Annotated in this window: 15 protein-coding genes; 13 read left to right on the forward strand and 2 right to left on the reverse strand. The window is 35.3% G+C overall.

Going from position 1 to position 19,475, the window contains the following annotated elements:
* Positions 1-182 precede the first annotated feature (182 nt).
* Entirely contained in the window at positions 183-1,460 is a 1,278-nt protein-coding gene (locus tag ACFFLS_RS21855) for an acetyl-CoA C-acetyltransferase (RefSeq protein WP_379689648.1), read from the forward strand.
* 103 nt (positions 1,461-1,563) lie between these two features.
* Here the strand turns inward: ACFFLS_RS21855 and ACFFLS_RS21860 are convergent, their stop codons facing one another.
* Positions 1,564-2,175: an FMN-dependent NADH-azoreductase gene (locus tag ACFFLS_RS21860; protein WP_379687451.1), complete on the reverse strand. Its 612-nt coding sequence runs from the start codon at positions 2,173-2,175 to the stop codon at positions 1,564-1,566.
* A 109-nt stretch (positions 2,176-2,284) separates the two neighbouring features.
* On the opposite strand from ACFFLS_RS21860, the gene ACFFLS_RS21865 reads away from it, so the two are divergent.
* The 3 genes from ACFFLS_RS21865 to ACFFLS_RS21875 all read left to right on the forward strand — a co-directional run bounded on the left by ACFFLS_RS21865 (position 2,285) and on the right by ACFFLS_RS21875 (position 5,549).
* Positions 2,285-2,662 (forward strand): winged helix-turn-helix transcriptional regulator, encoded by a 378-nt coding sequence (locus ACFFLS_RS21865; protein ID WP_379687453.1) that lies wholly within the window; start codon positions 2,285-2,287, stop codon positions 2,660-2,662.
* 134 nt (positions 2,663-2,796) lie between these two features.
* Complete coding sequence (locus tag ACFFLS_RS21870) at positions 2,797-4,707, forward strand: fumarate reductase/succinate dehydrogenase flavoprotein subunit (RefSeq protein WP_379687454.1); 1,911 nt, start codon at positions 2,797-2,799, stop codon at positions 4,705-4,707.
* Positions 4,708-4,802: 95 nt separating this feature from the next.
* Positions 4,803-5,549 carry a succinate dehydrogenase/fumarate reductase iron-sulfur subunit gene (locus tag ACFFLS_RS21875; protein WP_379687456.1) on the forward strand — a complete coding sequence of 249 codons (747 nt, stop codon included), beginning with the start codon at positions 4,803-4,805 and terminating at the stop codon, positions 5,547-5,549.
* A 196-nt stretch (positions 5,550-5,745) separates the two neighbouring features.
* Here the strand turns inward: ACFFLS_RS21875 and ACFFLS_RS21880 are convergent, their stop codons facing one another.
* The gene (locus ACFFLS_RS21880; RefSeq protein ID WP_379687457.1) at positions 5,746-6,495 is read right to left on the reverse strand and encodes a 4-hydroxy-tetrahydrodipicolinate reductase; all 750 of its coding nucleotides are present in this window, start codon (positions 6,493-6,495) and stop codon (positions 5,746-5,748) included.
* A 611-nt stretch (positions 6,496-7,106) separates the two neighbouring features.
* On the opposite strand from ACFFLS_RS21880, the gene ACFFLS_RS21885 reads away from it, so the two are divergent.
* The 9 genes from ACFFLS_RS21885 to ACFFLS_RS21925 all read left to right on the forward strand — a co-directional run bounded on the left by ACFFLS_RS21885 (position 7,107) and on the right by ACFFLS_RS21925 (position 19,475).
* The gene (locus tag ACFFLS_RS21885) at positions 7,107-7,541 is read left to right on the forward strand and encodes a DUF1810 domain-containing protein (RefSeq protein WP_379687458.1); all 435 of its coding nucleotides are present in this window, start codon (positions 7,107-7,109) and stop codon (positions 7,539-7,541) included.
* A gap of 115 nt (positions 7,542-7,656) precedes the next feature.
* Positions 7,657-8,007, forward strand: coding sequence for a hypothetical protein (locus ACFFLS_RS21890; protein WP_379687460.1), 351 nt, complete (start codon positions 7,657-7,659; stop codon positions 8,005-8,007).
* Positions 8,008-8,230: 223 nt separating this feature from the next.
* Positions 8,231-8,926 carry an ABC transporter ATP-binding protein gene (locus ACFFLS_RS21895; RefSeq protein WP_379687461.1) on the forward strand — a complete coding sequence of 232 codons (696 nt, stop codon included), beginning with the start codon at positions 8,231-8,233 and terminating at the stop codon, positions 8,924-8,926.
* Between the two features lie 16 nt (positions 8,927-8,942).
* Entirely contained in the window at positions 8,943-11,243 is a 2,301-nt protein-coding gene (locus tag ACFFLS_RS21900) for a TonB-dependent siderophore receptor (protein ID WP_379687463.1), read from the forward strand.
* 5 nt (positions 11,244-11,248) lie between these two features.
* Positions 11,249-12,700: an ABC transporter permease gene (locus ACFFLS_RS21905; protein ID WP_379687465.1), complete on the forward strand. Its 1,452-nt coding sequence runs from the start codon at positions 11,249-11,251 to the stop codon at positions 12,698-12,700.
* A gap of 2 nt (positions 12,701-12,702) precedes the next feature.
* Positions 12,703-14,046: a DUF3526 domain-containing protein gene (locus ACFFLS_RS21910; RefSeq protein ID WP_379687466.1), complete on the forward strand. Its 1,344-nt coding sequence runs from the start codon at positions 12,703-12,705 to the stop codon at positions 14,044-14,046.
* A gap of 282 nt (positions 14,047-14,328) precedes the next feature.
* The gene (locus ACFFLS_RS21915; protein WP_379687700.1) at positions 14,329-14,928 is read left to right on the forward strand and encodes an RNA polymerase sigma-70 factor; all 600 of its coding nucleotides are present in this window, start codon (positions 14,329-14,331) and stop codon (positions 14,926-14,928) included.
* 67 nt (positions 14,929-14,995) lie between these two features.
* Positions 14,996-16,099: a FecR family protein gene (locus ACFFLS_RS21920; protein ID WP_379687468.1), complete on the forward strand. Its 1,104-nt coding sequence runs from the start codon at positions 14,996-14,998 to the stop codon at positions 16,097-16,099.
* A 10-nt stretch (positions 16,100-16,109) separates the two neighbouring features.
* Complete coding sequence (locus ACFFLS_RS21925) at positions 16,110-19,475, forward strand: SusC/RagA family TonB-linked outer membrane protein (RefSeq protein WP_379687469.1); 3,366 nt, start codon at positions 16,110-16,112, stop codon at positions 19,473-19,475.

Consider the following 19,475-nt stretch of genomic DNA (forward strand, 5'->3'; position numbering starts at 1 on the left):
AATTATTTTTATTCATTCTAAATAAATATAACATTTTGAAATAAATTAGCAGGAAAAAAAATATGTCGGGCAATAATCTTAAGTTATTTCTTTATAAAATATTAATCTACATTAAGTCTTAGACCGATTTCTATTTTTATCTTTATACTTTCAAAAACAAATTCATTTAATAAAAATCCGATATGAAATCAAATACCATCAGAAAAGTAGCCATTGTGGGTTATAACAGAATTCCGTTTGCACGTGCTAACACCGCCTATTCTACGGTAGGAAATCAAGAAATGATGACTGCTGCTCTTGATGGTCTTATTGACAAATACAACCTAAAAGGAAAATTATTAGGCGAAGTTGCTGGTGGTGCAGTAATTAAACATACTTATGACAATAATCTGATTAGGGAATGCGTGATGAAAACTAGCCTTGATCCTGCTACTCCTGCCTGCGATTTACAGCAAGCTTGTGATACCGGAATTGAAAGTGCTGTTTATATTGCCAACAAAATTGCTCTCGGACAAATTGAGTCTGGAATTGCTGGTGGTGTAGATTCTATAAGTGATATGCCGATTGCAGTGAGCGAAAAACTTAGAAAAGTTTTATTAGAAGCAAGACAAGCAAAAACATTAGGCAGCAAAATCAAAACATTTTTAAAACTTCGCCCAAAAGATTTTTCTCCATTAGTACCTAAAAATGAAGAGTCCCAAACCGGTCTTTCGATGGGAGGACATACCGAAATTACTGCAAAACATTATAAAATTTCAAGAGAAGATCAAGATGAATTTGCTTTGAGAAGTCATTTGAACATGACAAAAGCTTATGACGAAGGTTTTTTTGATGATATGATCACACCTTTTAACGGATTAGAAACAGACAATAATCTTAGAAAAGACAGTACACTTGAAAAACTAGCAAAATTAAAACCTGCTTTTGATAAGGTAAACGGTACTTTGACAGCTGGAAATTCTACACCTTTAAGCGACGGAGCGTCTTGTATTCTTCTAGCAAGCGAAGAATGGGCTCAGGAACAAGGACTTCCTGTGTTAGCCTATATTACTTTTGCAGAAATTGCAGCTATTGAATATGTAAAAAACCAACATAATCTTTTATTGGCACCTGTATTTGCAGCTTCAAGAATGTTAGAAAAAGCAGGATTAAACCTTCAAGATTTTGATTACTACGAAATTCACGAAGCTTTTGCGGCGCAGACTTTAGCAACTTTAAAAATTTGGGAAAGTCCTGAATTGAGTGCCGAAATTGGCTTAAAGAAACCTCTCGGCGCCATCGACCGAACTAAACTGAATGTAAAAGGAAGCAGTTTGGCAGCCGCGCACCCATTTGCCGCAACAGGCGGAAGAATTATTGGTGTAATGGCTAAACTATTAAACGAAAAAGGCTCTGGAAGAGGTTTAGTCTCTATCTGTGCCGCAGGCGGTCAGGGAGTGACTATGATAATCGAAAAGTAATATCAATCTTTTGAGTTTGATTTGATTTTATAAATCTGCGAAATCTGCGAAAATAATTTTGCGCGCAGATTTGGCAGATTTGTTTAATAGCTTCAATTAATTTTTAAAAAGCAAATTCCTCTACAGTAGACAAAGCTTTTGGCAATGCATTTCCCGCAAAATCCGGAATTGCTGTTCCTTCTACTCTAAAAGTTGTTACATCTGTCATTCCAAAAAATCCTAAAACAGCTCTTAAATAAGATTCTGAAAAATCATAACTTTTATAAGGACCTTCAGAAAATATCGCTCCCGAAGCAATTGAAAGATAGACTTTTTTATTGATAACCAACCCCTTTGGGCTTCCATCTGCATAACTAAAAGTTTTCCCTGCTCTCGCTACCTGATCAATCCATCCTTTTAAAACTGCAGGAATACCAAAATTGTACAAAGGCACGCCAATTACGATAATATCTGATTCTAATAAAGTCTGTATTGCATCGTCTGAATATTTTAACACAGCTGTTTGCTCTTGCGTATGCTCCTCTGCGGGAGTATAAACCGCACTTATGTGAGAATTAGTCAAATATGGCAATGGCGTTTGAGTTAGATCAAGTGTCTGAATTTCCGTATCTGGCTGATTTACTGCTAATTTTTGAATAACTGCATTTGACAATTGATTACTAAAAGAACTCTCTCCGTTGGTACTTGTAATTATTTTTAGAATTTTCTGGCTCATAATTTATAATGTTTGTTTTACGATACAAACTTATCTACATTTGCTATCTATTTTATAGTACTATCCTCAAGGATAGCGCTATACTTGAGGATAGTAACCCAATATTTTTATGGAAACGGAGGTAAAAATACCCGAAATAGACGAAAAAAACTGCAAACCGAAGGAATGCATGGCCGCATTATTACCGGTAAGAGATGCATTAGAAATTCTCAGTGGAAGATGGAAACTTCCTATTTTGATTGCTTTATCGGACAGGCCAAAGCGTTTCAAAGAAATTTCTAAAGACATAAACGGCATCACAGATAAAATGCTTTCTAAAGAACTTAAAGACTTAGAAATCAACAAACTTGTAACCAGAAAAGTCTACGATACTTTTCCGCCTACTGTAGAATATTCGCGAACCGAACACAGCAGATCTTTAACAAACGTAATAATCGCTTTAAAAGACTGGGGAACTTTACATCGAAAAGAAATTATCGGGAAATAAAACCTACACTTATTAGGTACGCAAAATTCATTTTCATTTAAATAAATTCATACAAAAACAACTAAATATCAATATTTTATATTAAATTTAGTTCACTTTAAAGCTTTTGTATGAATTCATTTTAAATACTAAAAATGATGGAATCAAAAATACCCGAAGGGCCACTTTCTGAAAAATGGAGTACTTATAAAGCTAAAGCCAAACTTGTTAATCCGGCAAATCGAAAAAAGCTTACTATTATAGTCATTGGTACTGGTCTCGCAGGCTCTTCATGCGCTGCATCCCTGGCTGAGCAAGGCTATAATATTAAATCTTTTTGTTTTCAGGACTCTCCTAGACGCGCACATTCTGTCGCGGCACAAGGCGGTGTAAATGCTGCCAAAAACTACAAAAATGACGGCGACAGCACTTATAGAATGTTTTACGACACTATTAAGGGAGGCGATTTTCGATCTCGTGAAGCTAATGTGTATCGTCTAGCCGAATGTTCTGCCGCATTGATAGACCATGCCGTTGCACAAGGTGTTCCTTTTGCACGAGAATATTCAGGTTATCTCAACAATCGATCTTTTGGAGGTGTTCAGGTTTCGAGAACTTTTTACGCTAGAGGACAAACAGGACAACAGCTCTTGTTGGGAGCTTATCAAGCTTTAGAACGTCAAAAAGCATTAGGAAAAGTAGCTTTATACACTCGTCACGAAATGCTTGAATTGGTTGTTATTGATGGCAAAGCCAAAGGAATAATTGCCCGAAACCTCGAAACAGGAAAACTAGAACGTCATGTTGGCGATGCTGTTGTACTAGCTTCTGGCGGTTATGGCAAAGTATATTATTTATCTACGCTGGCAATGGGGTGCAACAGTTCCGCCGTTTGGAGAGCTCATAAAAAAGGCGCTTATATGGCTGGAGTGAGTTGGATTCAGTTTCACCCTACTTCGCTCCCACAACATGGAGAAAACCAATCCAAATTGACTTTAATGTCAGAATCACTTCGAAATGATGGGCGCATCTGGGTTCCTAAAACCGTAAATGATGAAAGAAATGCCAATTCAATTCCCGAAGAAGAACGAGATTATTATTTAGAGCGCCGTTATCCTTCCTTTGGGAATCTCGCGCCAAGAGATATTTCATCGCGTGCAGCCAAGGAAAGAATCGATGCTGGACACGGTGTCGGCCCCATGAAAAATGCAATTTATTTAGATTTTTCTGATGCCATCAAAGCACAGGGAAAAGATAAGATTGAAGCCAAATACAGTAATCTTTTTACGATGTATGAAAAGATTACCGGAATTAACGCTTACACAGAACCCATGCTTATTTCGCCCTCGGCTCATTTCACTATGGGCGGACTTTGGGTTGATTATGAATTAATGACCACAATTCCGGGTTTATTTGCTTTGGGCGAAGCTAATTTTGCCGATCATGGCGCCAATCGTCTCGGAGCAAATTCATTGCTTCAGGCTTGTGTAGACGGTTATTTTATAGCACCTTATACGATTCCGAATTATTTGGCAGGTGAATTAAATACAGCAAAATTCGATGTTTCTCATCCTGCATTTGAAGAAGCCGAAAACGCTGTGAGAAGACAGTTAGATTGCTTTTTACATACTAACGGAACCCTTTCTGCTGATTATTTTCATAAAAAAATTGGTCGTTTACTTTATGAGAAATGCGGACTTTCTAGAAGCAGAAAGAATTTGGAAGAAGCCATTATCGAAATTAGAAAATTAAAAGCATCATTTGAAAAAGACCTCAGAATTACAGGCGATAATACTTTGAATAGTGAATTAGAAAAAGCAGGCAGAATTGCCGATTATATAGAATTAGCCGAATTAATGTGTTATGATGCCTTACAACGTGAAGAATCCTGTGGAGCTCATTTTAGGGAAGAATACCAAACTCCCGATGGTGAAGCGGTTCGAAACGATCAAGAATTCTGTTATGTCTCTGCCTGGGAATGGAAAGGACAAAACAACAAACCCGAACTACATAAAGAACCTTTAAAATTTGAAGCCGTAGAACTTACTGTAAGAAGCTATAAATAAGTCAAAAATAAAAAGTTATGAGTTGCAAAAGTTAAACTAAAAGCTCAATATTAAGCACTAAGAACTAAGGAGTACAACAAACTAAAAACTAAAAAATGAAACTTTATCTGAAAATTTGGAGGCAGTTTGATGCTACATCAAAAGGAGAAATTACGGATTATGAAATTGATAAAGTTTCAGAACACATGTCTTTTCTTGAGATGTTGGATCTTTTAAACGAAAATCTAATTCAGCAAGGCGAGCGTGTGATTGAGTTTGACCATGACTGTCGTGAAGGAATCTGTGGGCAATGCGGTGTTATGATTAACGGAAGAGCTCATGGACCATTAAAAAATACCACAACCTGTCAGCTTCATATGAGAAGTTTTAAAGATGGAGATACACTTTATATTGAGCCATTTCGGGCGAAGGCTTTTCCTGTTTTGCGTGATTTAAAAATAGATCGAAAAGCATTTGATGCTATTATTGCTTCAGGAGGATTTATCGGCGCCTCGACTGGACAGGCGCCTGAAGCCAACAGTATTCCGATTTCTTACGAAACTGCCGAAGAAGCTTTTGATGCTGCGGCCTGCATTGGCTGTGGTGCCTGTGTTGCTTCGTGCAAAAATGCCAGCGCAGCTTTGTTTGTAGGAGCTAAAATAACGCATTTAGCCATACTGTCACAAGGAAAAATAGAAGCTCCTAAACGTGCGCTATCAATGGTAAAACAAATGGATTTAGAAGGTTTTGGCGCTTGTTCTGATACAAGAGCCTGCGAAATCGAATGTCCGCAGGGAATTTCAGTACTTTCAATCGCTAGAATGAATTTAGAATATATGAAAGCTTTGACTTTCAGGAAATAATTAGGTACGATTTGTCATTTCGATTGAAAGGAGACCCGAGTAATACCCAATAGGAAAAGCAAATCACATTTGTACTTACACAAAGAGAGTCGTCAATTTTTGTAGAGCTCCTCATGTGATTTCTCCTTTCAGTTGAAATGACAAAAATGAGACAAAAAGCTTTGGGTCTTAGTGCCTTTGTGGCATACTAAAAAAACTAAACCGTAAAATAAGGTGTCAAAATATCTTCAAAATTATAAAGACCTTTATCTTTTCCTTTTAAGTTTTCGGCAACAAAAATTACTCCATTTCCAAAGGCTTCTCTCGAAATGGATTCGTGTATTAATCGTACGGTCTGAAACGGGAATCCAAAAATAACTTCGTGTTTTCCTACTATTCCTCCCGCTCGAACCGAATTAATATTTTCTCTATCAACATCTAGAGCCTCGGCAATCTTAACCGCTGTACCAGACGTACCTTGTTTTGTTTTAAAATGCTCTTCATTTACTTCAATATCTACCCACGGAGCTATTTTCTTTAAAAACTTTGCAGCAAACAGCAAATAATTTACTCCTAAAGTGATATTTGGTGACCAAAAAACAGTAGTTTTCTTAGATAATTTTTCTAAGAATTTTAATTCTTTTTCTTTATAATGCGATATCGCCGAAATGATTTTGACATTTTTCTGTGCCGCAATTTCACCATACGTATAAATTCCGTTGTCTGACGAAAAATCAATAATTACGTCAACTGGATGTTTGTCTAGTAATTCTTCGATGGAAGTTTTTGAGCTAGAATAGATCAAACCGGGTTTGTCTGACTCAACACCAAAAAATTCAGAAACCGATCTGTTTTCTAAAACCTTACTTTGTCTTAAAACCCATTCTAGTGAGAATTTTTCGTTTTCCAGTAGTATTGATGCTACTGATTTTCCAGTCTTTCCAAATCCGATTAGTCCTATTTTCATATATTATTTTTTAATTGAGTATGAAACTCGTTAGAAGAAATTGACATTTTTTGAAGATTACAGCTTATAAAAATCTGATTTTACTGTTCCTTCAAAAATATCCTAATTTTATAAATATAGAAATTTTATAACAATTCTGCTAATCAAAACAGCTAATAATAACATTTAATAACCTTCTTAACAAGATTTTTTGTACTAATGATTGTTTTGTTCTCCTAACCCGTTGGGTGAAATTTTTTTTTCAATTCTATTAAATCAGCTTAGCTATAAATCTGTCTAAATCTGCTTTAATCTGTATGAATCTGCGTGAAAAATCTATAAGCAAAAGGATTTCACGCAGATTTCAAAAGGATTTTAGCAGATCAAATTAGATTTTAATTCTTGAAAGAAGCTATTTATTCTATTTCACCCAACGGATTCTCCTAATTTTGGAATCTATTTTAGGCAAAATTAATTCTGTTTGCAGCTAAATTTTTACACCTGTTTTGAGCTGCGCAATCTGTTGCCTATACTAAAAAAAATAGCAATAAAAAAATATACAGCATTGCCCTTCTTAACATATTTTCTGTAGATTTATCGCCTGATTCCCCCCAAATTAAAATCAGTAAATAATGGCTTACAATAATAATGAATTGCTCCGCTTTTTAGATGCTCAGAACAAATTGTATTTAACGGCTCTTAATGAAATTAAAAAAGGTAAAAAAGAATCTCCATGGATGTGGTTTATTTTTCCTCAAATAAAAGGAATGGGCTCAAGCGACACTTCAAAGTTTTATGAAATTAAGAATGCGGATGAAGCAATAGCTTTTTTAGAGCACCCGATTTTAGGAAAACATCTTATAGAAATCACTGGAGAACTGATTAAAAATGAAGAAAAAAATGCCGATGAAATATTTGGCACTCCTGATCTTGAAAAACTGAAATCTTGTATGACTTTATTTGCAAGCATTCAAAATTCAGAGCCTGTTTTTCAAGAAGTGCTTCATAAATATTTCGACGGATCGTCTGATTTTCATACACTTCAGCTGTTGTATAATAATCTTTAAAAGCTTTTTTAGAATTTTATTTATCTAAATTTCACTGTATTTTAAAGCTGGATGTTTATATTTGCAACCTTGTTGCGTATTTTCAATTAACGAAAGTTCGCAATTCAGTTCTGGAATGAAAAAGAAAATTATCATCATCAATTTCCTGATGTCTGTTATGGTATTGTCTGCAATGCTATTTCAGACCATTCATTCCTACGAGCATATTTTAAAGCAGTTAACAGAACAGTCCTGCCATCATCACACAAGCGAAAACAAACAGGAAATAACACACAGCCACGACACCGATTCGCAGTGTCATATCTGTCATTTCACTTTTAGCACTTACATTCCTAATACATTCAAAGCGGTTGTTTTTCAGAAAACCGTTACGAATGTTAGGGCTGTTTTTTCTTATTGCAAGACTGTTTCAACTTTCTTCAAAGGAAGTCTTTTTGCCTTAAGGGCACCTCCTACTTTACTTTAGTTTACAATTTCGGCTATTCAATTCTTTTTCGTTTTTTAAAAATGGAAATAGTACTCTTTTGTTTCTTTTCGAAATAAAAGAAAATCTCTATTCTATTTTTCTGAAACCACCGAATTCCCTTGTAAACTTCAACAAAAACTAAAAAAAATCATGGTTTCGGACGTTTTAAAGTTCCGAAACTGAGCTACTCATTTATACATTTTAATAATAAATCCATACAATTATGCTTACAGTAAAAAATCTGACCAAAAAATATGGTGATTACACTGCTTTGAATTCGCTGAACTTAACGATTAAAGAGGGAGAAATATTTGCGCTCTTAGGTCAGAATGGAGCAGGAAAAACCACTACAATCAATCTTTTTCTAGGTTTTATCGAGCCGACATCAGGCGAATTGGAAATCAATAATATATCGGTTACAGAAAATGCTCAGGAAACCAAAAAACATGTCGCTTATATACCCGAAACCGTAATGTTATATCCTAATTTAACAGGTTTAGAAAATCTTAAATTTTTCTCTTCGCTGGCAGGTTTTAAGTATTCTAAAGGCGAATTGACTTATTTTTTAAACAAAGCGGGACTGCAGGTTTCGGCTCACGATAAAAACCTTGGAGGTTATTCTAAAGGAATGCGCCAAAAAGTGGGAATTGCCATTGCAATCGCAAAACAAGCAAAAGTGTTGTTGCTTGACGAACCTACAAGTGGTTTAGATCCGAAAGCTTCAAATGAATTTTCGCAAATCTTAAAAGAGCTTTCCGCAGACGGAACTGCTATTTTAATGGCTACTCATGATATTTTCAGAGCGCGAGAAGTCGCTTCACATATCGGTATTATGAAACAGGGAAATCTGGTTACCGTTATAGAAGCAGAAAAAATTTCGGCTAATGAGCTTGAGAATTTGTATTTGCAAACCGTTTAAACGACCCATTTTCCTAATGAAACATTTATTCATCCCAGCTTTTTTTATAATTAATCTCGCAGCAATTCAGGCACAAACGCGAAACGCAAAAGTACAGGATAGCACAGCGCAGGATTCGACCGCACTCGAAGCAAAGAAAAACGAACTACAAACTGTTGAAATTATTGGTCGTTCGGCTAAAAAATACAATAGTGATTATTCGTTTTCAGCTACTAAAACAGCATCTTTAAACAAAGATATTCCACAGTCAATTTCTACCGTTACTAAAGAATTAATCGCAGATAAAGCCGCTTTTTATTTGGCCGATGCGGTAAAAATGACCAGTGGCGTAATTCCGGCAAGTTATTACAATCAATATACGATTAGAGGTATCAGCCAGAACGAAGAAGGACAGATTATTAACGGAATGCGAACGCGTCAATATTACTTTCTACAACCTTTGACCAGTAATATTGAACGTGTTGAAGTAATCAAAGGCCCGTCGAGCGCGTCTTTTTCATCAGTTGACCCAGGCGGAAGCATCAATATGGTGACCAAAAAGCCTTTGGCTATTGACCGAAAAGAAATCAGCATGAGTGTGGGCAGTTTTAATACTCTTCGTACGACACTAGATTTTACGGGTCCTTTGAATGAATCAAAAACACTTTTGTATCGTGTAAACGGAGCCTATCAGCAGGCAAAATCGTTTCGTGATTTAGTCAATAATAAATCGTTTTTGATCTCTCCTTCATTTAGTTATATTCCGAATGAAAAAACCGCAATTAATACTGAATTAATTCTGAGCGATATGAGCGGAATTATAGATCGCGGACAGCCTATTTTTGGCGCTGTTGCTGGACAGACAAGCTTAAACAAAACACCAATAAGCCTGAATCTGGCTGCTCCAAGTGATTTCTTCAAATCAAAAGAAATGATTTTGATGACCAATTTTGCTCATAAATTTACTTCTAAAATCGGTTTTAATGCTTCGTACATGAAACAGACTTGGACAGAAAATCTTCAGGAACACAGAACTACAAATGCTTTTGCTGTTGATATGAACAACCAGCAGGTCTCAAATCTCGCCATGATGCAGTTTGTACAGCGTCAACAAAACTGGGATGTAGACAACTTGAGCGCTTATCTCAATTTTGATTTAAAAACAGGAAAACTCAATCATAAACTATTGGTAGGTTATGATTTAAACAGCTGGAATAAAAACAAAGGTGGCGGGCAAAATGCTGCAAGGGGTTATTTATTGAACGACGGAACTGTTGCAAGCTCTTTTGTTGTGGCAAATGCTTCTAACTATCAGACAGTGACTATTGACGGTGTTACGATGCCAAAACCAAACGTTGATTATTTCAATTTGAATAATCCGAAATATACGCTTACAAGTCCAGAAGATTATACATTGAATGTACGAACTGCACTTCCTTCGGCTTTAACGACAACAAATGCGATTTATATTCAGGATCAAATCCAATGGGAAAATTTTACTTTTTTGCTGGGATTGCGAAACGAATGGTTTGAGGATATTACGAATTATGAAACCAACAATGAACTGAAGGTCAAAAAATCAGCATTACTGCCAAGAATCGGAATTACATATGCGGTTAACAATGCCATAAATGTTTATACCACTTATCTAGAAGGTTATCAGCCACAATCTAATACGGTTACATTGATGCCTCAAACAGGTTCTTTACCTGGCGGAAGTTTGTTTGATCCTCTCGAAAGCGATTTGAAAGAAATCGGTATCAAAACAACATTTTTGAACAATTCCATGAGCTTTAATGCAGCGATTTACGAAATCAATCAGAAAAACATTTTAATGAACGCCAATGATCCTGCAAATCCGGATTTACTCGTAACGAGAGGTTCTGAAAGAAGTCGCGGTTTCGAATGTGATTTGGCGGGTTACATTACGCCTGATTGGCAGATTAACGCATCCTACAGTTATATCGATGCCGAAATCACAAAAGACAGCAATCCAGCCTTAATTGGTGCGAGAAAGCAAAATACGCCAAAAAACAGCGCCAATTTATGGACACGTTACAATTTTGCTTCAGATTCGGCTTTGAAAGATCTCGGAATTGGTATCGGAATGCAGTATCAAAGTAGTAAAGTGCCTTGGTTTACCCGCGATTTTACCCTTCCCGATTTTACCATTTTTGATGCCGCGATTTTCTACAAACCAAGTAAAAGCAATGTACAAATCGCCGTTAATGCGGGCAATTTATTAAACAAAACGTATTGGCTCGGTGCTCAGAATTATCTAAGACTATTTCCAGGAAGTCCAAGAAATGTGAGCCTTACCGTAACTTATAAATTTTAATTTATATGAAATTATTACAAACAGAATTCCTAATAGCCAGACATTTTCGAAACTCCGTTTTTAAAAATGCTGCTATTTACATCATAACCATTTTTATCGGGCTGTTGTTGTTGTATGCCGCTTTTTCGGGTTGGGACAATTACCGCAACCAGAATGAAACCAGTGAAAAATACCAACACGAATCTAGAGAAGACTGGCTAAAAAACCCAGACAAAAATCCGCATCGTATGGCACATTACGGGAATTTTGCCTTTAGAAAAAGTTCTTCTTTAAGTGTTTTTGAATTTGGAATGGAACCTTTCTTCGGAAATGCCATTTTTCTTGAAGCTCATAAACAAAATACTGCCAATTTTTCTGAAGCTGGTTTTTCTAACAGCATGCTTCGTTTTGGTGAAATCAGCATTGCAATGGTTTTGCAAATCTTATTGCCATTATTGATTTTCTTCATCGGATTTAATTCGGTTGCACACGAAAGAGAAAATGGTACCTTAAAAATCTTTTTAAGCCAAGGTGTAAGCTGGAAACAGCTTTTGACCGGGAAAACACTCGGAATTGCAAGTGTCGTTATGATCATTTTTATTCCGACCATAATTGTATTGGTTTTCATTTGGCTGTTGCTTCAGAATTTCAGTATCACAACAGACGAAATCATCAAAATGATTCTTTTTATCTTTTTCCATTTCGTTTATCTACTGTTTTTCTGCGTCACAGCCGTTTTGGTTTCGGCATCAAGCAAAACATCCAAAAAAGCACTGGTTTCATTAATCGGAATTTGGTTGATTTTTACCATTATTCTTCCAAGAACAACACAGGCGATTGGCGCTTACTTGTATGAAGCACCGTCTAAAATACAGTTTGGAAGCGATATTGAAAAAGATATCTTAAAACAAGGTGACAGCCATAATCCGAATGATATTCATTACAAAGCAATAAAAGACTCTTTACTACGAGTTTACAAAGTCGACTCTGTACAGAAATTGCCTTTTAATTATTCTGGATTTATTATGACCGAAGGCGAAAGAATCAGCTCTAACATCTACAACCAGCATTTGGAAGAATTGCTGCACATTTATGCGAAGCAAAACAGTTTCTCAAAAGCCGTTTCATTCCTGAATCCTTATATCGCAATGAAGAATTTGTCAATGGGATTATCCAACACAGATTATGATTCGTACATCGATTTTCAGAAACAGGCAGAAGTTTACCGTTACAATATGGCGCAGAAAATGAATGCGCTTCAAGTAAAATACATCAGTAATAAAAAGCCTGGACCAAATGACAAACCGCTAACAATTGGCAAAGAACATTGGGCAGATGTAGAAGATTTTCATTACGAACCAAAAGGAATTGCTGCTGTTTTAAAAACCGAAATTATTTCGATTATTTCAATCGTGCTTTGGATTACATTCTTTTTTGTTCTGATCCTTTTTGCTTCAAAAAAACTTAAAGTAGTATAATTATGTTACAACTCTTATTTAAAAATTTTATACGTTCGAAAGGAACCAAAGCCGGCTTATTATTTTTGCTGATTATTAGCTTTGTAAGCCTTTTAATTGGACAACAGTTTCAGCAAAAACAAGAAAAAAATATTGCAGAAGCTGCGGTTTATCAAAAAGAACATATTGCCAGAAATGCCGCATTTCATAAAGATGAAATCGGGCTTTTATTATATTATATCAAGTTTTCATTAGTCAATAAAACGCTCCCTATAAATAGCTTAGCTATAGGACAGCGCGATGTTAATCCGTCGATTCAAAGTGTGACAATTCGCGGACTGGAAGGGCAAAAATACGATTCGGAACTCAATAATCCGAGCAATCTTCTAGCTGGAAATATCGATTTTAGCTTTGTGCTTTTGTACCTCTTCCCTCTTTTGATTATTGCCTTTTCATACAATCTTATTTCCGAAGAAAAAGAATCAGGAACTTGGAAAATAGTCGCCGTACAAAGTCCAAACACCTTTTTTTACATCATCAAACAGTTTTATGTTCGAATCCTGAGTCTGATTGCTCTTCTAACTTTGGTACTTTTAGCCGCAGTTGTATTGCTTAAGATTCCGATTGACAAATCATTTGCTATTTTTTACGGAATTGCTGTTTTATACCTTTTGTTTTGGTTTGCGATTTGTTTTTTCATTGTTTCGCTTCAGAAAAATTCGAACTTCAATGCTGTTATCTTATTAACGATTTGGCTATTTCTGATTATAATTCTTCCTGCTGGAATTAATACATATATCATCAACAAATACAAAGTTCCTGAGGCTTTAGAATTAACCCTTACACAGCGAAATGCCTATCACGAAAAATGGGACATAGATAAAAATGAAACAATGGAAAAGTTCTATAAGCATTATCCGCAGTTTAAAAAATACACTTTGCCTGAAAAAGAATTCAGTTGGCTTTGGTATTATGCAATGCAGCAAATGGGCGACGACGAATCTGCGGTTCAGTCTAAGGAACTAGAAAGTAAACTGCAACAGCGAAACCGTGCCAGTGAATTGATTGCACAGTTTATTCCAACGCTTCACACCCAAATTCAATTAAATGAAATTGCGAAATCAGATTTGCGAAACCAGCTTTTGTTTTTGAAAGAAACTACAAAATTTCACGAAAAACTAAGATTGCATTTCTATCCTAAAATCTTTGACAATTCGCCTGTAGACCAACAAAAGTGGGAAAATTTCAAAGTAGAAACATTTAATGATAGAACAGAAATTAGTTTTCTAAAAGCATTTTTACCATTGTTGCTTTTCAATCTTTTATTGATTGGTTTTGGATGGCGGAATTTCATGAAAACTACATAATTTCTTTTTTACAGTTTTTTTACTGCGAAGACAGCGCAAAGTTCGCAAAGTTTTTAGAAAAAGCTTTGCGAACTTTGCATTTTGTAGAACCAAATAAATCAAAAAAATGCGTCTTTGTGGTTTAAATCAAACCTTTTCTGAATAAAATTTCTCAAAACATTCGATAATTATATTTTATTTAGAATTAATATAAATAAACTTTTATATTTGCCGCTTTCTGAGCAAATCGAAGTACTTTTTAAAATTTACTTAATATTGCTTTCTCTAAGTAAATTTTGTTTGATGAACAACAATGACAGTTTCGAATTAAATCTTTTCAAATCCTTTAAGGAAGGAGACGAAACTGCCTTTAAATTTTTCTATGATAAGTATTTTAGAAGAATCCAATCGTTCAGCATTCAGTTTATTTACGATGCCGATGAAGCCGAAAATCTGGCTCAAGAGGCTTTACTTCACTTGTGGCAAAGCAGAGAAAATATTGATTCTATTAACGGAATCAAAGCTTTCGTGTTTACGTATGCCAAATCGAGATGTTTAAATTTAATCCGTCATAATAAGGTAAAGGATAAATTTAAAAACGATCACCTAAACCAAAAAGAAAGAGAACTAGATATTGAAGTCCTCAACTCGATTCATTTTGACACCTTAGAATTAACCGAATTAGAACGTATCATTCAAGAATCTGTAAACGATTTACCTCCAAAAACTAGAGAAGTTTTTATAAAAAAACGTTTCGAAAATAAAAAAAACGCAGAAATCGCAGAAGAAATGCAAGTGACCTTAAAAGCTGTCGAAGCCCATATGACAAAGGCTTTGAAGATTTTAAAGACCAAACTTTCGGATTATATGTTCTTGATTTTTATTCTTATTTATAATAATTAAGAATAAAAGGTAGGGTATTTTAATTCTGAAGTGTACTTACTATGGCGAGAAGATTTAAAACGCATTTATGACATCAGAAATACTTAACAAATACCTTTCAAACGAAGCTTCAGAACAAGAAGTACAGGCACTTTTTGAATGGATTGAAGCATCGGAAGAAAATAAGCAACAGTTTATAACGGCAAAAAAAGCATGGGTACTCAATGCTTTGACAGACGATATAAAACTAGATGCTGTTCCGGTAATCTCTATGAAACCAAAAAATAAAATGCGACAGTTTATGCGCTATGTTGCCGTATTTTTAATTTTTGTCGGATTAGGATCGACGATTTTGTTGTTTACTGAAAAAACAAAAGATGCAAAAGAAATTGTTCTGGAATTTGGTGACGGCCATTCAGAAAATTATTCCCAAAAAAATCAGACCGTACTTTTAAATGACAAAGGAGTTTTAGTGGCTAAAAAATTCCCTAATCAAATTGTCTATTTTGGAAAAGTTGCTGACGCTAATGTGAAATACAATACGCTGACAATTCCATACGGCAAACGCTTTAAAATTACACTTTCAGACGGAACAATTGTGAGTTTAAATTCCGGCACTACTTTTCGTTATCCCGAACAGTTTGGGGTTAACGGAAATCGAAACGTATATCTAAGCGGAGAAGCTTTTTTTGAAGTAGCAAAAGACAAGAACCATCCATTTATTGTAAATGCTGATCAGGTTGACATTAAGGTTTTGGGAACAAAATTTAATATCAGCGCCTATCCTGAAAATCCTACCGTTAACAGTACATTAATTGAAGGAAGCATTGCGATGTACGAAACCTCAAATCCTTCGAATTCTATCATTCTTGAGCCAAACCAAATGGCAACATGGATGAGCAATTCGAAAAAAATTACTTTAAAAAATGTTGATACAGCCTTTTACAATGCTTGGACAAAAGGGGAATTAGCATTTAAAGACACCCCATTTTCTACCATCGCCAAGATTATTCAGCGTACCTACGACGTTGAGATTATCAATCAAAATTCTGACTTGGCCAGACAGAATTTTACTGGAACGATAAAAATCAGCGAATCTAGCGTAGAGAATATTTTAGATCTTCTAAAACGAGACACGCCATTTCATTATTCAATTGAACAAAAAACAATTACCATTACCAATCCACGATAAATAAATAAACATGACATTTTCGATATCACCCGTTTTAAGAAAAATTCTGTTTTTCTTAGCACTCTTTATATCCGGATTTAAAGGATTTTCGCAGAATAAATTAATTACCATACACGCCAAAAATCAGCCTATAAGCTTAATTATCAAATCAATTGAGGAACAAAGCGATTTTAGAATAATTTATAATGCCAGAAAAATCGATGCCGAACAGCTGGTCGATTTAGACATTAATAATGCGACTTTAGAAACTGTTTTAAAGCAGTTGCTGAAAGACACCAACATCTCGTATTACATTCAGAAGAAGCAGGTTTTATTAACTAGCAAAACACTTGATTTATCTGAGGCAGACCCTCAGGAAAAAGAAAGATTTATAAGCGGCATTGTTTACGACGCTAAAAGTAAATTGCCACTTCCAGGCGCAACCGTTCGCATAAAAGGAATGGGAAATGGCGGTATGGGCGCTATCACAGACTTTAACGGAAAATTTGTTTACCAGTTAACCGGAAATGATATTCCAAATCTTATACTTGAAGTTGGATTTTTAGGAATGCATACGCAATCACAAAAAGCAGGAGACAAAAAACTATTTTCTTTTTTCCTTGAAGAAGCTGTAGACGAATTAAATCCTGTAATTGTAACTTCGTCTTACGGAACTACCAAATTAAAAGAAGAAATTGTAGGAAGTATTTCAACTCTACAAGCAAAAGATATTGCTGTAGAACAAGCATCTGAAAGTTTTGACAAAATGATTACTGGACAAGTTGCAGGAGTTTTGGTAGAAAACACTTCTGGAGTTGGAGGTCCGGTAAAAATTAATATTCGTGGTCAGGGAACACTTCCTTCCTTTACAAATGCAAAAACTGGAACTTCAACACAACCTCTTTTTATTATTGATGGTGTTGTAATGAGTGAAGAATTTGGAATTGACAGCAACTTTTTTAGCGGAAACGGAGATGCTTCTGAAGATTTTTCAAATCCGTTAATGAAAATTGCACCAGAAAATATCGAAAGTCTTTCGGTTTTAAAAGATGCGGCAGCTGTTGGTATCTATGGTGCAGATGGAGCTAATGGTGTAATTATAATCACTACCAAAAAAGGTAAAAAAGGAAAAACTCAATTTGGCTTCTCTAATCAGTTGGGTATTTCTTCTGCGATTAACCAAATTAAATATTTAAATGGCGAACAGTATAATGAATTGCGTAATGAATTCATAAAAAACACTTCTCCAGGAACTGCCTTAACTCCATATAATGGTGTTAACACAGACTGGTTCAGTTTATTAAACAGAACTGGAGTTTACAATAAATACAATTTTAATGTGTCGGGAGCTACTTCAAAGTTTTCATATCGAACCAATATCAGTTATACAAAAATTGATGAACCCCAGTTTGGTAATGACACTAAACAGTTAAATGCAGGAATTAATCTTGGGTTCAATCATAAGAAACTGGACATTAATTTAATGCTTAATCCGAGTTATGTACAAAAGCATGCTCCTAATATTTTCTATACTTTTGCTTACCTTCCTACTTTATCTCCTTATAATCAAGATGGTTCTTATTCTTTCTTAGGATCAAGCGGCATCACTAGAGGAAATCCTCTTGCAGCGATTGAACAGAATAAAAATGAAAGCAATACTTACGGAATTTTAGGAAGCTTAAATTTGAATTATCAGTTTAGTAAAGCCTTAAAATTCTCAACTCTTTTTGGTATTGATTATACAGACAAAGAGCAGGATCGTTATTTTTCTGCAGAAAATGAAAGCGGAAGATTCCTTACTAATTTTACTTTAGACGGTATTATTTATCCAAGATGGGGACGCCGACTTATAAATCAAAGAAATTCAACTAAATGGAACTGGCAGGGACAGCTCTTGTTTGAAAAACAACTGAATGAAAACCACGGTATTGATGGTGTTGTTGGTTTTGAACTTGCAGAAGACAAAACCAATTTCAATTATCAGTCTGCCTTAGGGTTTGTAAATCCGTATAAAATCAATGCCATCTCTGATGCTATTAGGGACGACAATCCGAATACACCACAAGATGAATCAAAAAGTAATCAGACTTTTGGTAATGACATTAGCTATAATTCCAGAGTTTCAGCATTTGCTCAGGCAAACTACAATTATAAAAAACGTTATTATTTCCTTGCTAATTTCCGTCGTGATGAAAGTTCTGTTTTTGGTGTCGATTCAAACGTTGCACTAAATGGTGGTGCCGGAGCGAGCTGGATTATAAGCAACGAGAAATTTCTTGACAAGAATACCTGGATTGATTTCTTAAAACTAAAGACCAGTTACGGATCAACAGGAAATTCAAGAATTGGTTCTTACCGTTCTAAAGGTTTATACAACCTGCAACAAAACGGTTATAATGGCTTAGATGGCGCAACAGCTGATTTGGCTCCAAATGGCAGTTTGAGTTGGGAAAAGAACACTAAATTTAATGGCGGAATCGATTTTAATGTTTTCAAACGTGTAGAATTATCGGTAGAATATTATTACAACGCTCTAAGCGACTTGATTACAACAAGAGATATTCCTACTGAAACGGGTTACAGTTCACTTCAGTTAAATGCTGCCGACATGTATAATAGAGGTTTTGAGTTTTCAACCCGCATTAAATGGATAACTAGCAACGCATTTAAATGGACTACGTCTTTTAATATTTCTACTATACAAAACAAAGTAACAGCCTTAAAAGGTCTAGGAAGTGATTATTCTACAGCCGAAGTGGCACTTGCCCAAAAAATTGGTCACAGCACTACTACAATCTGGGGGATAAACTGGGTCGGAATTGACCCTGCAACAGGAAGAAACCTTGTAGAAAAAGATGGTAAAGTATACGATATCATGACCTACAGATCCTTATATACTATAGCTGACTGGGAACCTATTGGAGATAGACAACCGGATGCCTATGGTGGTTTTTACAATAGTTTTTCTTTTTATAACAATCTGGTTTTATCTTTTAGAGGTGATTTCCAAATTGGAGGTGATTTCCTTGCTCAGGATGTTCTTATTGATAAATATTCAAATACAAGTGACAGAAACCTATCTGTGAATGCTTACGATCACTGGAGAAATCCTGGAGACATAGTTTCGCAGCCAGCAGTTACAAATAATCCTGTTGTAGCAAATCTAAGCAAATTTGTATATGATGCTACTTATGTAAGACTGAGCAATGTAAACTTAAGTTATAATGTACCACTGAAAAATTCATTTCTGGATGCCCTTAAAGTATTTGTAGACGCTACTAACGTAGCATATTGGTACAAAGAAAAAAGCCCAAAAGGCATGAATGGAATAAGAGAGTTCAGCTACACTTATCCTCAGGCTAGAACAATTTCACTTGGTGTTAATGCTAAATTTTAA

The organism is Flavobacterium procerum (assembly GCF_042431625.1).
GTDB classification, from domain to species: domain Bacteria; phylum Bacteroidota; class Bacteroidia; order Flavobacteriales; family Flavobacteriaceae; genus Flavobacterium; species Flavobacterium procerum.

Excerpts from the sequence above, each read along its gene's own strand:
- ACFFLS_RS21855 (WP_379689648.1), top strand. The coding sequence starts at position 183 with ATGAAATCAAATACCATCAGAAAAGTAGCCATTGTGGGTTATAACAGA.
- ACFFLS_RS21860 (WP_379687451.1), bottom strand. The coding sequence starts at position 2,175 with ATGAGCCAGAAAATTCTAAAAATAATTACAAGTACCAACGGAGAGAGT.
- ACFFLS_RS21865 (WP_379687453.1), top strand. The coding sequence starts at position 2,285 with ATGGAAACGGAGGTAAAAATACCCGAAATAGACGAAAAAAACTGCAAA.
- ACFFLS_RS21870 (WP_379687454.1), top strand. The coding sequence starts at position 2,797 with ATGATGGAATCAAAAATACCCGAAGGGCCACTTTCTGAAAAATGGAGT.
- ACFFLS_RS21875 (WP_379687456.1), top strand. The coding sequence starts at position 4,803 with ATGAAACTTTATCTGAAAATTTGGAGGCAGTTTGATGCTACATCAAAA.
- ACFFLS_RS21880 (WP_379687457.1), bottom strand. The coding sequence starts at position 6,495 with ATGAAAATAGGACTAATCGGATTTGGAAAGACTGGAAAATCAGTAGCA.
- ACFFLS_RS21885 (WP_379687458.1), top strand. The coding sequence starts at position 7,107 with ATGGCTTACAATAATAATGAATTGCTCCGCTTTTTAGATGCTCAGAAC.
- ACFFLS_RS21890 (WP_379687460.1), top strand. The coding sequence starts at position 7,657 with ATGAAAAAGAAAATTATCATCATCAATTTCCTGATGTCTGTTATGGTA.
- ACFFLS_RS21895 (WP_379687461.1), top strand. The coding sequence starts at position 8,231 with ATGCTTACAGTAAAAAATCTGACCAAAAAATATGGTGATTACACTGCT.
- ACFFLS_RS21900 (WP_379687463.1), top strand. The coding sequence starts at position 8,943 with ATGAAACATTTATTCATCCCAGCTTTTTTTATAATTAATCTCGCAGCA.
- ACFFLS_RS21905 (WP_379687465.1), top strand. The coding sequence starts at position 11,249 with ATGAAATTATTACAAACAGAATTCCTAATAGCCAGACATTTTCGAAAC.
- ACFFLS_RS21910 (WP_379687466.1), top strand. The coding sequence starts at position 12,703 with ATGTTACAACTCTTATTTAAAAATTTTATACGTTCGAAAGGAACCAAA.
- ACFFLS_RS21915 (WP_379687700.1), top strand. The coding sequence starts at position 14,329 with ATGAACAACAATGACAGTTTCGAATTAAATCTTTTCAAATCCTTTAAG.
- ACFFLS_RS21920 (WP_379687468.1), top strand. The coding sequence starts at position 14,996 with ATGACATCAGAAATACTTAACAAATACCTTTCAAACGAAGCTTCAGAA.
- ACFFLS_RS21925 (WP_379687469.1), top strand. The coding sequence starts at position 16,110 with ATGACATTTTCGATATCACCCGTTTTAAGAAAAATTCTGTTTTTCTTA.